This window comes from Ralstonia sp. 25mfcol4.1 (assembly GCF_900104095.1).
Classification (GTDB): domain Bacteria; phylum Pseudomonadota; class Gammaproteobacteria; order Burkholderiales; family Burkholderiaceae; genus Cupriavidus.
Genome location: NZ_FNJO01000027.1, coordinates 23,113 through 35,890, shown reverse-complemented (window position 1 = coordinate 35,890; position 12,778 = coordinate 23,113). Strand labels below are relative to the sequence as shown.

Sequence of the window (12,778 nt, the reverse complement as noted above, 5' to 3'; positions counted from 1 at the left end):
CGAGCAAGGCTTTGGATGGGTCAAGACGGTCGGACGCATGCGCCAGGTGATGGTGCGCGGATTGAAGCGAGTCGATCAGATGTTCGTCCTGAGCATGGCCGCCTACAACCTCGTGCGCATGCGTTCGCTGGGACAAATCCGTCCGCAGTTGCGGTAATCGGGGAAATGAAGCCGCAAACTGGTGCCCAGCAGCCGAAAAACTCGATTCAGCGGTGCGCGGCTTGCGGATTGTGAAACCAGACAGTACTCACCTGCACAGGCGAAAAGCATACCGCTTGTGCGGGGAGTACTTCAGCAGCCTGCTAGGGGGTTGTCCGAAGATTACCTCAATCAACCGCTCCCCCCTACGAACAGGCACGGGAATCGTGTAGCAGGCCCGATGAAATAGTCTAGGCACATTACGTTGACGGACGCCGTATTCGCCCGCTGATGCCGGGCACCGACAGGTTCTACCGGTGAAACGACGTCCAAAAACTAAAAGGCGCGATGGCCGTCTCCGGCCATAAGGCGCTATTGCCCACATGCTCGGCAATCGTCTGCTTTGCTGTCATAGACGGACGCAGGGGCCTAATAGCTCGGCAAGCCACAAAATGGTACCGCGCGCAGCAGCGGTTCGAATTGACGAAATGCATTGCGCAGTCACGCTTGATATGACTTTGTCGGCTTGCACAGGCGGAACCGCTGGTTGATGGGCCCTTGCGGGCCAGTATGACCAGGCTGTGTACCCAGATCTCCGTCCAAAGTTGCCGAAATTTGTCTCCAAAATGGATACGGTCTGACGCCGCATGGCGTCTTTATCGCCCCGATCGTCGTTAGTACAGTGGCATCCATGGCGCCGATGCCGATCTCCGGACAAGCGCCACGCACCCAGTTACTCAACCCGAAGGGACCATCGCCATGAAACTCTATATCGCCCAAGCTACTTGCTCGCTCGCCGTTCAGGTCATCGCCAACGAACTGGGTCTGGAGCCCGAGCTGGTGCACTACGACGTGTTCGGCAAGAGCACCTCGGCCAATGACGATTTCAGCCAGGTCAACCCGCTCGGCTACGTGCCGGTGCTGGTGCTCGACGACGAGGCCAAGAGCCACCTGACCGAGACGATCGTTATCACGTCGTATCTGGCCGACCAGCATCTGGGCGCCGGCCTGATCCCGCAGCACGGCACGCTGGAGCGCGTGAAGTTCGACCAGTTGCTGACCTTCATCGCCACCGAGATCGCGCAGAAGCACATCCCGCTGATGCGCAAGCTGCAGACGGAGTTCGGCACTCAGTGGACACGCGACAAGCTTGTAACGGCCTACGCGACGCTGGACGCCCAACTGGCCGACGGCCGTGCCTACCTGACGGGTGACAAGTTCACCGTGGCGGACGCCTACGTCTGGGCCACGCTGTGGCACGAGCGCTCAGGCGCGCCGATCACGCACCTGAAGAATTTCTTCGACTACATCGCCCGCATCGAAGCACGCACTTCCGTGAAGAAAGCCCTCAAGGACGAAGCCGAACTGGTCGCCAAGCACGACGCATTAAAGGCCGCCGCCTGATCCGCTTCCTTCCGCGCAATGCCCGGAGCCCCTTCGGCTCCGGGAGACCGCATCCCACACCATGTCAGCCAGCCTTGCCTCCACACTGTCGCTGATCACCGGCCCTGCCCTGCTGACCAATGCTTCCACGGTCCTGCTGCTGGATGCGACTAATCGCCTAGGCATTGCCCTCGACAGGCAGGCTATCAGGCCGGCTGTCGTGGACCTTCATGCCGCCCGTCGCGTCACGCTACTGCGGCGCGCGATGTTGTTGCTGCAGACTGCAGTCGGCAGCTTCGGCACCGGTACGCTGATCGCCATGCTGGGGCTGTGCATCGAGCAGACCATCGCCCCCGGGGCGGACGCATTCGCCAATCCGGCGGTGCTCTGCGCGGTCACCGTCGGCGGCATCGCGCTGATCCTCGGCGTCATCACCCTGTTTGTCGAAAGCTGGTCATACGGGGTCGCCCCGTGATTGTGCGTGGGGCAGGAAAACAGTTTCACGGTCCGGTCCGTGGATGCCACGACGGAAACCCGCTATCGTGAATCCCAGGCTCTGACATTGGCTCGCCAGACCTGCATCCGACAACGCTCCGTTCTCCATCCTCCAACTGACGGTGCGCTCGTCGGGCACTCCTGATCGGCCCGGCAAACGCCGGGCCATTTTTTTCCCTCTCGCCGCAAAAAAATGGGCGTCCCTTGCGGAACGCCCCCCTTTTTCTCGGCAACACTGCCCGTCAGCCGATGCGCTGGCATTGTGAATGCGGCGCGCAACTCTTCCACGAAGGTCTTCGGCTGCTCGAACGCGGCGAAGTGGCCGCCCTTCGGCACGCGGTTCCAGGAGAACATCCTGCTGTGCGTCTGCTCGCACCAGTGGCACGGGGGGTGTAAATTTCGCCCGGGAACACCGTGACGGCAACCGGAATATCGAGCGGCACCGGCGCAAACGTCAGGTCGGCGTTCTCCGCGTACATGCGCGCCGACGAAGCGCCATGTTCGTCACCCAGTAGAACATGATGTTGTCGAGCATCTGGTCATAGGACAGCACGGATTCCGGATTCTCGTTGCTGTCCGACCATGCGGAGAGCTTCTCGTAGATCCATGCCGCCTGCCCGCTGGGGGGGGAATCCGCCAGCGCGTAGCCGATGGTCTGCGCGCGCGTGACCTGCAGGTGTGATAGTACGAACCGTCCGTCGCAAAGCGCATCACCTGGTCGATGGCGACCTGCACCTCGGCGGTCGGCGTTGCGGGCAACTGGTGCGGCACGACGAACTGCAGGTTGACGTCGATCGCGTTCAACCCGGGGACCTCCTGGCGGGCCATCTCCGTGGCGGGATGGGCGGAAGTGGTCCGCCCCCGTGCATGCCGAAGACACGCCGATGTTCGCGCAGCTCTGGCATATGGGGCAGATGAAGCAGCGCACGGTGGAAAGCCTGTACGAGAAACGTGCCGATGGCGAGCCGGCTCCGCACCGGATCGGCCCGTCTGGCTGGTTCGGCGGCATCGGCCATCCGCTGACGCGCGATGGAGACGCCGCGACGCAGCAGGACATCGATGCGGTCATCGCCGCGTTTGCCGAAGGCGCCCGCAATGCGCAGCGCGTGGGCTTCGACGGCGTCGAGATCCATGCCGCCCAGGGCTACCTGTTCGACCAGTTCTTCTGGCCGGGCACCAACAAGCGGACGGACCACTACGGCGGATCGCTCGATAACCGCATCCGGCTGTTCAGCCGGCGCAACTGATCGCGATGACCGGCATCCCGGTTGGCCTGGGCGACCTGGCCCCGGCATCGTGGACCGCGCGCGCCGCGTCGCCCGGCACCCCGGCATCGGCATCCGGAAGCTGGACCATCGACCGCATGCTGCTGGCGCCCTGCCAGCCCGATGACACCACATGCGTGGCCGAATGACGTGCACCCCTTCATTCTGTATCTCTGACTTTTCAAGCATGCTCAACAGATTGCTGTCGCGCCGCGCCGCGCCGACCTTCACGCTGGCGCCGATGGCGCTGGCCGCGGCACTCGGTGCGCTGCCCGCGCGGCAGGCCGGCGCACAGGTGCCGCCCGTGCCCGTACCACCGGCTGCCGACCCTGCCGTGATCCAGCGGCAGGCCATCGAGAACGAACAGCGCATTCGTCGACGCACCGAGCCCGATGTGCCGGCGCCAGACAAGCTGATCGAGCAGAAGCCCGCGCCTGACGTGTTGGGCCAGGACGCCGGGACGCGCTTCCAGGTCAGGCAGATTGCGTTCACGCCATCGGCCATCCTGCCCGAATCGCTGCTGCGCGGACTAGCCGCGCCATACGAGGGCCGCGAGGTGTCGCTGGCCGAACTGCGGGAACTGGTGGCCGCCATCAATGCGCAATACAGAACACGCAACATTGCCACGGCCATGGCGGTGATTCCGCCGCAGGAGGTCACCGAGGGCGTGGTCCACATTCGCCTGGTGGAGGGTCGCGTGGGCGCGGTGCGCATCGAAGGCAATGCGTCGACCGCCGACCACTATATCCGCTGGCGCGCGGGTCAGGCGCCCGGCACGCTGGTGGACCTGCCTACGCTGGAGGCCGACCTGGAGCGCTTCAACCGCACCAATGAGATGCAGTTGCGCGCCCAGCTGGAACCGGGACAGAACACCGGAGCCACGGACATCGTGCTGGTCGCCACCGAGCCCGAGCGACAGAGCGTGCGCGCGTATACGGACAACGGCGGCAGCCGCTACACCGGCGAAACGCGTTTTGGCGCCATCTACACCAACCGCAGCCTGCTCGGATGGCGCGATGAGCTCACGCTGAGCGGCGCGGCCGCCGAAGGCTATCGCGGGGGGTCCGTGAACTACAGCGTACCGGTTACACCCTGGGGCACACGCCTGTCCTACGGCTATTTCCACGACGAGACCAAGATCAGGAATGGCCCGTTCGCGTCGCTGGGTATCGAGGGCACCTCGCGCACCAACCTGTTTGGCCTGCGCCAGCCGCTGCTGTTCGTGCAGGCGGTGCAACTCGACCTGACCGTCGCGCACAAGCGGCAGGATTCGGATAGCCGCATCGATCCGATCGAGCTATCGCACAACCAGACCAACACTACCGCCGTGGGGGTCGACATGCGCGCCGGCACCGACGGCAACTTCACCTTTGCGCAATTGAGCTTTGCCACCGGCGAAGGCCGCAATGCCAGCACCGACTGGCAGAGTTTCCGGCTGGTGCGTGGCTATGCGCGCCACTGGCACGACCTCGGGGCGGCACTGTCGCTGCAGGTGGGCGGCAGCTTCCAATGGACGCGCGACCAGTTGCTGCCCAGCAGCGAACAGTTCTTCATCGGCGGCGACGGATCGGTGCGCGGCTACGACAGCGCCGCGCTGGGCGGCTACAACGGCTACACGCTGTCGGCCGAACTGCATCGCCGGCTGTACGGCAGCACCGCGCCGGACAGCCGCTCGCTGGGCCTCAGCGCGTTCGTGTTCGTCGATCATGGCGCGGTGAAGGCATACGCGCCGCCGGGCACGGACGGCGGCCTCACCAGCCTGACCAGCATCGGCCTTGGCTTCGACCTTAACTATGGCAAGTATCTGACGGCACGGCTGGCCTATGGATACGGCTTCAATGACCGCGCCGACCTGCAGCGGCACCAGCGCGTGCACTTCCAGGTGGTCGCGGGCTTCTGACGACGACCCCGTGCATGGCGACGCCTACGGCGTGACTGGTGAACCAGACCTGGAAGGGGGCTGACCAGTTCGCCCGTCGCGGGCGTTGACTTTAGCGCTGCTACAGCCTCAGTCGGGCTTCGCGTTTTCACAGACGAGTGGCGCAGGAAGCGTTGGGGAATTCCAGAACCGTCGTGAAGGCGAAGCGACACGACGAGTCGGCGGTCGATCGTTTGTAGGCGATGGCTTACGGCGCCGGAACCGTGAACTTGCGGACCAGGCTGTTATTGGTGTCCGCCACGAAGACATTCCCTTCCTGCGTCAACCGCCACGCCGAAGGGCTGGTTGAGCAAGGCCGGAACCTTATAGGCCCAATCGTAGAAGGATCGAGAGATGGACGACCGTGGCAGACAGGACGCTGGCGCGCCGGTGGGAAATGTTCGGGGACATGGAATTCCGGGATTAGGGCGGCACGGAGGCCACCATGCGCTGCCTCTGGTCGGCGCAGCCCGGGCGTGGCCGTTCCTGCTTGGGCGGCCATGCATAGGCGTTCCCGTGACGGGTTACGTCGAGTGGATTCTAAGAATTGGAAAGATCCCGGTAAATACGATGGATGCCGTATTTTTGGGCCAGCGGGCATCGAAGTGGCGCCGTGGCGCCTCGGCAAACCAGTCGCGAAAGCCTTGAAGATTTCGATGCGGGCCTGCACGAAACCGATGCCACCTAGAACACAAAGCGCTTCAGGTTTTCGGGGCCGATGAGCACTCGAAAGCGCCCGGATTCGGCCCTTCCAAAATAGGGAGCCAGCAATGCTGGCGCTCCCCGCGCGTGCCTGGTGCATTGCCGCGCCGGGCGATTTCCTCAGGCTTGCGTGCCCGGTCCGGCTTCAGACATTGTTAGCAGGTTGGCCCCGCCGCCGCTGCGCCGCCGCCACGGCTGCGGTGCGTGTTTCCACCCCAAGCTTTTCGTAGATGTGTTCCAGGTGCTTGTTGACGGTACGCGGGCTCATGCCCAGTATCTCTGCAACGTCGCGATTGGTCTTGCCCCGCGCCACCCAGGCCATGACCTCGGCCTCGCGTGCTGTGAGCACCGGCCCGGCGCCACCCGGGGCGTCGGCATCGCCCCCTTCGCCGGCCCATGTGGGCGCACCCAGTTCGACCACCATCCAGTCCGATGCACTTCCGGTCAGCCGGCGCAGCGACATGCCATCCAGCGTGATATGCGTGGTCATCCTGAGCTGCCGCAGCGCATCGTGCAGTGCCGACGGCAAGCCATTGCCCGGCACAGGTGCCGACCAACCCCGGTCGAGCCACACCTGCGTTGCGCTGGCGTTGCTCCACAACCAGCGGCCATCGAAGTCCGCAGCAAACATCGGCACCGTGCTGCCGAGCACGGCGTCGCGCGCGCTGCGCGCCAGCCGTGCCTTGCTGGCGTGGGACCGCACCCGCGCGACTACCTCTGCAATAGCCACGGGCTTGGTGACATAGTCGCAGGCCCCGACCTCGAACCCCCGCACGATATGCCCCGTATCGCCTAGCCCCGTCATGAAGATCACCGGCAGATCGGCGTGGCGGTCCATCAGCGCCTGGCAGGTGGCGAAGCCATCCATGCCGGGCATGTCGACGTCCAGCAAGACGGCATCGGGGACGAAGAACGCCAGCGCATCGAGCGCGGCGTTGCCGCTCGATGCGGCATGCACCAGCATGGCCTCGTCGCCCAGCGCACGGGTCAGCATGCCGCGTGCGTCGGGGCTGTCGTCCACCACCAGCACACGCGTTTCCATGGCGCCAGCCAGACGACGGTTATCAGGATCGGGTTGCATGAAGCGCCTCCCCAAGTGAAGTGGTCAGGGCTGCAGCGTCGGTTCGCGCCAGGGTCAGCATCTGTCGTGCCCACTCGGCAACGGCGCCGCCGCCCTGCGCCAGTTCCGACAGATGCGCCTCGGCCGCGCGAAGACGGCCGGTCGCGCCCATCGCCAGCAGTTCGCGCAGCGTCTCATCATCGGGCTGTGCCGGCCGCGGGATCGATTGCACCGATTGCACCGATTGCACCGATTGCACCGATTGCGGCGTCGGCGCCGGTGCCAGCGCGCGGTGAACCATATCTATCAGCTCCGCCTCGCGTACGGGCTTGCTGACAAAGCCGAGATAGCCGTGCAGCTGACGGGCCTCCTCGGTATTTTCATGGGCGTTGGCGGACACGATGACCACCTGCGGCGCCGGCTGTTCCCGCCGAATCTCGCGACACAGATCCCAGCCCGATGCATCGGGCAGGTTCAGATCGAGCAGCACAAGCTGCGGGCGCCATGCACGCAGCACGGGCAGCACCTGCGCGCCCTCGCCCAACTCTTGCACCTCCAGGTCAAGCGGCGCCAGGAAGGCCCGCAGCACGGCGCGGTGCGCAGCCCGGTCGTCGACGATCAGCACGCGGGCACCCGCCGGCAATGGCTGCGCCGGCATCACCTTGCGTGGGGCAGGTGCCACTGCGACCACCGGCAGATAGAGTCGCACCAGGAATTCGCTGCCTTCTCCGGGCGCACTGCGCACGATGATGTCCCCGCCCATCAGGTCCGCCAGCAGCCGCACGATGGCGAGCCCCAGTCCGATGCCTTCGCGGTCGTCGTGGGGCGTGACCCGCTCGAACGGATCGAAGATCCGCGCCTGGTCTTCGGCAGGAATGCCGGGGCCAGTGTCGCTCACGCTGATGGTAGCCAGTTCGCGCTGGTGGCGTACGGTCAGCGTGACCGATCCGTGATCGGTGAACTTGATCGCGTTGCTGACCAGGTTGATGACGATCTGCCTCAATCGCTTGGAGTCTCCATGCACATGCAGTGGCAGCTGGCCCGTCACGCGATACTGGAATGCCAGCCCGCGCGCGGCAGCCAGCGGGCGGAACATGCGCACCAGGTCGTCGAACAGTGATTCCAGCGACACGGCCTCCTGCTCCAGCCGCAGCTTGCCGGCCTCGATGCGCGACAGCTCCAGCAGGCCGTCGACCAGGCTAGACAGGTGTTCGCCGGCACGCCCGATCGTGCGCACGTCCTCGCGGCACGGCACAGGCAGCGTTGGTATGCGCAACAGCAACTGCGAATATCCAAGGATCGAATTCAGCCCGGCACGCATTTCGTGGCTCATGCCGGTGATAAAGCGGCTCTTGGCCACGTTGGCCTTTTCGGCCACATCCTTTGCGTGCTGCAGCAGCGCGTCGGTTTGCCGGTGCGCGTCGATTTCCTTTTGCAACAGCACGTTCTGGCGCTCCGATTCCTCCTGCGCCACTGTGCGGCTTTCATTGACCAGCACCAGCCACCACGCCGCCACGGCCGAGAACAGCGTCAGCCCCGCGCCGATCTTCAGGAACAGAGCGCCACCGGTCTGGCTGGCCGGGGCCAGCACACTCGACAGTTGCTCCTGCGTATAGAGCAGCCAAAGCAGCGTGCCAAACGCGAATACCATGCCGGCGAGCATCAGCACGAACTGCCCGATGCGGCGCGCTGCCACCGGCGGTGTACCGGCCGGCAGCACGCGGGTGAGCGCGGTGGCAATCTGCTCCTGCGCGCTGGCCCCCGGCTTGCAACGGTCGCCGCAGCGTGCGTCGAGCGTGCAGCACAGCGAGCAGATCGGCCCGCGGTACGCGGGGCAGCCGGCCATGTCCTCCCGCTCGAACGCATTGCGGCAGATGGCGCAGCGGATCACCGCATGGCGATCGCCAAAGTCCACCGGCGTGCGCGCCATGAAGAAACGGCTCCGCGTCGCCAGCGCGATCACCGGCGGCAATACCGTGGCCAGTGCCAGCGCTACGCCAATCGACGCAGGGCGCAGGACGTCGCCAAACACGCCCAGGTGCATCAGCAGCGATACCCCCGACGCCAGCGCCATGCTGCCGAAGCCGGCAGGATTGATGTCGAACAGGTAGGCACGCCGGAATTCGACATGGCGTGGCGACAGGCCCAGTGGCTTGCTGATGACCAGGTCACCGAATATCGCGCCCACCCACGCCACGGCCAGGTGTGCATAAAGGGCCAGCACCTGCTCCATCGCCTCGAACACGCCCATGGCCATCAGCATGACCGCAATCAGCACGTTGAACGCCAGCCATACCACGCGCCCGGGATGACTGTGCGTCAACCGCGCAAAAACGTTGGACCACGCAAGCGAACCGGCGTAGGCATTCGTGATGTTGATCTTGGTCTGCGATACCAGCACCAGCAGTCCGGTCAGCACTACAGGTGCCCATGCCGGCCACCCTTCACCCAGTCCACGTGCAAAGCCGGCCAGGTACATCTGTGTGGGCTCCAGCGCATGGGCAATCGGCAGTTCCGCCTGCAGCACGATGAACGCCAGAAAGGCACCGCCCGCCATCTTGGCGGCGCCCAGGACGATCCACCCGGGCCCGGCCGCTATCAGAGCCGTCCACCACCGAAAACGATTCTTGCGCGTCAGTGGCGGCATGAAACGCAGGAAGTCCACCTGTTCGGCAATCTGTCCGATTAGTGCCGCGGCCACGGTGGCCGCCGCGCCAAATGCGTGCCAGGAGAATCCGTCGCCATCGGCCAGGCGACCGTTCAGCGAAAGGAATGCTGTGTAGTTCTGTGGCTCGCGCCAGAGGATCAACGCGTACGGCAGCACCAGCAACACCAGCCAGAGCGGCTGTGTCCATAGCTGGATGCGTGACAGCAGCGTGACGCCGTGCGTGACCAGCGGGATCACGATGACCGACGACAGCAGGTAGCCGATCCATCGTGGCATGCCGAACAGCAGTTCGAACGCCTGCGCCATGATGGCTGCCTCGAGCGCAAAGAAGATGAAAGTGAAGCTGGCGTAGATCAGCGACGTGATGGTCGACCCAAGATAGCCGAACCCGGCGCCGCGTGCGAGCAGGTCCATGTCCAGGCCGTCGCGCGCCGCATGGTAGGAAATCGGCAGGCCGGTCAGGAAGATGACCAGGCTGACCACGCCAATGGCCCACATCGCATTGGTAAAGCCATAGCTCAGTGTGATTGCCGCCCCGATTGCTTCCAGCGCCAGGAAGGCCACTGCACCAAAAGCGGTATTGGCCACCCGGAAGGCGCTCCATTTGCGGAACGACCTTGGTGCATAGCGCAGGGCGTAATCCTCCAGCGTCTCGTCGGCGACCCAGCGGTTGTAATCGCGCCGGATCTTGCTGATGCGCTGCACGGGCTGGCTGGAACTCGACATATCGTGAATACGGGCAGGGTCGAACCGCCTGGCGAACGCAAGAGCCGTGCCGTCCCAGCCGGAAGGCCACGGCGGCCACCCTGTACGTTGAATGACGTATTCCGCCCTGCGCATGTCCCCCGCATGATCCGCCCAACGCAGCATCCACCCCAACTTGCCTCCCAGGAGCGTTGAACATGCGTGACAAGAACCAGAACGGGTCGTCTCCGGCAGCCTCGGCCGAAGATCGTGCGGTATCGCTGAACCGCCGCCGGCTGATGCAGGGGCTGGCGGCCCTGCCCGCGCTGCCGCTGGCCGGAATGGCGGTCCAGGCACACGGCGCCAACCTGCCCACGTCGGCCATCAACACGACAAAGCTCGCGGTGACCGATACCGAAGTCACAGTCGGCCAGCTCCATTCGGCCACGGGCACCATGGCGATCTCGGAAACCGGTTCCATCCAGGCCGAACAACTGGCCATCGACCAGATCAACGCGGCCGGCGGCATCCTGGGCCGCAAGATCAAGATCATCAAGGAAGACGGCGCTTCTGACTGGCCCACGTTCGCCGAAAAATCGAAGAAGCTGCTCGTCAACGACCGTGTGGCGGCCGTGTTCGGCTGCTGGACGTCGGCCTCGCGAAAGGCTGTGCTGCCGGTCTTTGAGAAGGAAAACGGCCTGCTGTACTACCCCACCTTCTACGAAGGGCTGGAACAGTCGAAGAACGTGATCTACACCGGCCAGGAGGCCACGCAGCAGATCATCTGGGGCCTCGACTGGGCCGCCAAGCAGAAGAACGCGAAGAGCTTCTTCCTGATCGGGTCGGACTACATCTGGCCACGCACGTCGAACAAGATCGCGCGCAAGCACATCGAGAACTTCCAGAAGGCCAAGGTGGTGGGCGAGGAGTACTACCCGCTGGGCCACACCAATTTCAATTCGCTCATCAACAAGATCAAGGTAGCCAAGCCCGACTGCATCTACGCGATCGTGGTGGGCGGCTCGAACGTGGCCTTCTACAAGCAGCTCAAGGCGGCCGGCATCACGGCGGACAAGCAGTTCCTGCTGACGATCTCAGTGACCGAGGATGAAGTGCTGGGCATCGGCGGCGAAAACATCGCCGGCTTCTATGCCGCCATGAAGTACTTCCAGTCGCTGGACAACCCCAACAACAAGCAGTTCGTGGACGCCTTCAAGACGAAGTTTGGGGCGAAATCCGTGATTGGCGATGTCACGCAGGCAGCCTACCTGGGCCCCTGGCTGTGGAAGGCCGCCGTCGAGAAAGCCGGCAGCTTCGACATCGACAAGGTGGTGGCGGCGTCGCCGGGCGTCGAGCTGAAGACCGCCCCCGAAGGCTATGTGAAGGTCGACCCGAACCACCATCTTTGGAGCAAGACCCGCGTCGGCCTGGCACAGCTGGATGGACAGTTCAAGGTGGTGGCCGAGTCGCCGCAGCTGATCCCGCCGAACCCGTTCCCCAAGGGCTACCAGTAAACATCAACGCCGGAGCACGGTCATGAGTCTCTCCGACATGCTGAACATCGGCCTGATGCAGGGCTTTGCCGGCCTGAGCCTGTTCTCGGTGCTGCTGCTGATGGCGCTAGGCCTGGCCATCATCTTCGGGCAGATGGGCGTCATCAACATGGCCCATGGCGAGTTCATGACCATTGGCGCCTATACGGTCTTCCTCGCCTCCACCACCGTCGAGCGCTTGGCGCCGGAGTGGATGGCCTGGTACTTCCCGCTGGCCATCTGTGCCGCCTTCGGCATCGCGTTCGTGGCGGGCTGGCTGGCCGAATGGGCGCTGATCCGGCATCTGTACAAGCGCCCGCTCGATACGCTGCTGGCCACCTGGGGCCTGTCGCTGGGCATGCAGCAGATGTTCCGCTCGACCCTCGGACCCAAGGAGGTCAGTCCCACGCTGCCCGACTGGCTGATGGGGTCGTGGGCGCCGGCGCCGGGACTCGACATCCCGATCAACGGCCTGTTCGTGATGGCGCTGACGCTGGGCGTGACCGGCCTGGTCTGGCTGGCGCTGTACCGGTCCCGCTGGGGGCTGCGGGTGCGCGCCACGACGGCCAACCGGGCCATGGCCAATGCCGCCGGCATCAACACGAAACACACCGACCGCCTGACGTTTGCCATCGGTTGCGGCATTGCCGGCGTGGCGGGCGCGGCTTTCACGACGATTGGATCGACCGGGCCCACGAGCGGTGCGCTGTATATCGTCGATTCGTTCCTCGTGGTGACGTTCGGCGGCGCGGCCAGCCTGGCCGGCACGGTGGCATCGGCCTTCGGTATCGCGCAGACGCAATCGATCACCGAGTTCTTCATGACGGGATCGATGGCGCGCGTGGTCACGCTGCTGCTGATCGTATCGATCCTGATGATTCGCCCGCAGGGCCTGTTCGCCCCGGCGATACGACGTTGACCCCGCACCAATCT

The 12,778-nt window shown here is 64.6% G+C and carries 9 protein-coding genes and 1 pseudogene; 8 read left to right on the top strand and 2 right to left on the bottom strand.

Annotated features, from left to right (window positions below; genetic code table 11):
• From BLQ58_RS28985 to BLQ58_RS27805, 6 genes and pseudogenes are all read left to right on the top strand, one after another.
• Nucleotides 1-157: pseudogene (locus tag BLQ58_RS28985) on the top strand (IS5/IS1182 family transposase); the annotation flags it as partial.
• Between the two features lie 740 nt (nucleotides 158-897).
• Nucleotides 898-1,542, top strand: coding sequence for a glutathione S-transferase family protein (locus BLQ58_RS27820; RefSeq protein ID WP_092603654.1), 645 nt, complete (start codon nucleotides 898-900; stop codon nucleotides 1,540-1,542).
• A 61-nt stretch (nucleotides 1,543-1,603) separates the two neighbouring features.
• The gene (locus tag BLQ58_RS27815) at nucleotides 1,604-1,996 is read left to right on the top strand and encodes a hypothetical protein (RefSeq protein ID WP_092603652.1); all 393 of its coding nucleotides are present in this window, start codon (nucleotides 1,604-1,606) and stop codon (nucleotides 1,994-1,996) included.
• 883 nt (nucleotides 1,997-2,879) lie between these two features.
• Entirely contained in the window at nucleotides 2,880-3,263 is a 384-nt protein-coding gene (locus tag BLQ58_RS27810; RefSeq protein WP_029051550.1) for an oxidoreductase, read from the top strand.
• A 5-nt stretch (nucleotides 3,264-3,268) separates the two neighbouring features.
• Nucleotides 3,269-3,430: a hypothetical protein gene (locus tag BLQ58_RS29280; protein WP_175460031.1), complete on the top strand. Its 162-nt coding sequence runs from the start codon at nucleotides 3,269-3,271 to the stop codon at nucleotides 3,428-3,430.
• Nucleotides 3,431-3,468: 38 nt separating this feature from the next.
• Nucleotides 3,469-5,181, top strand: a complete 1,713-nt coding sequence (locus BLQ58_RS27805) for a ShlB/FhaC/HecB family hemolysin secretion/activation protein (RefSeq protein WP_049815966.1) — start codon at nucleotides 3,469-3,471, stop codon at nucleotides 5,179-5,181.
• An 865-nt stretch (nucleotides 5,182-6,046) separates the two neighbouring features.
• On the opposite strand, the gene BLQ58_RS27800 is transcribed toward BLQ58_RS27805, so the two are convergent.
• Nucleotides 6,047-6,982 (bottom strand): response regulator transcription factor, encoded by a 936-nt coding sequence (locus BLQ58_RS27800; RefSeq protein ID WP_049815967.1) that lies wholly within the window; start codon nucleotides 6,980-6,982, stop codon nucleotides 6,047-6,049.
• Nucleotides 6,966-10,355 (bottom strand): hybrid sensor histidine kinase/response regulator, encoded by a 3,390-nt coding sequence (locus BLQ58_RS27795; RefSeq protein WP_092603648.1) that lies wholly within the window; start codon nucleotides 10,353-10,355, stop codon nucleotides 6,966-6,968. The genes BLQ58_RS27800 and BLQ58_RS27795 overlap by 17 nt, the downstream gene beginning before the upstream one ends.
• A 176-nt stretch (nucleotides 10,356-10,531) precedes the next feature.
• On the opposite strand from BLQ58_RS27795, the gene urtA reads away from it, so the two are divergent.
• Together urtA and urtB are read left to right on the top strand one after the other, a co-directional pair.
• Complete coding sequence (gene urtA / locus BLQ58_RS27790) at nucleotides 10,532-11,827, top strand: urea ABC transporter substrate-binding protein (protein ID WP_029051603.1); 1,296 nt, start codon at nucleotides 10,532-10,534, stop codon at nucleotides 11,825-11,827.
• Between the two features lie 22 nt (nucleotides 11,828-11,849).
• Nucleotides 11,850-12,764, top strand: coding sequence for an urea ABC transporter permease subunit UrtB (urtB, locus tag BLQ58_RS27785; RefSeq protein WP_029051604.1), 915 nt, complete (start codon nucleotides 11,850-11,852; stop codon nucleotides 12,762-12,764).
• The last annotated feature ends 14 nt before the right edge of the window (nucleotides 12,765-12,778 follow it).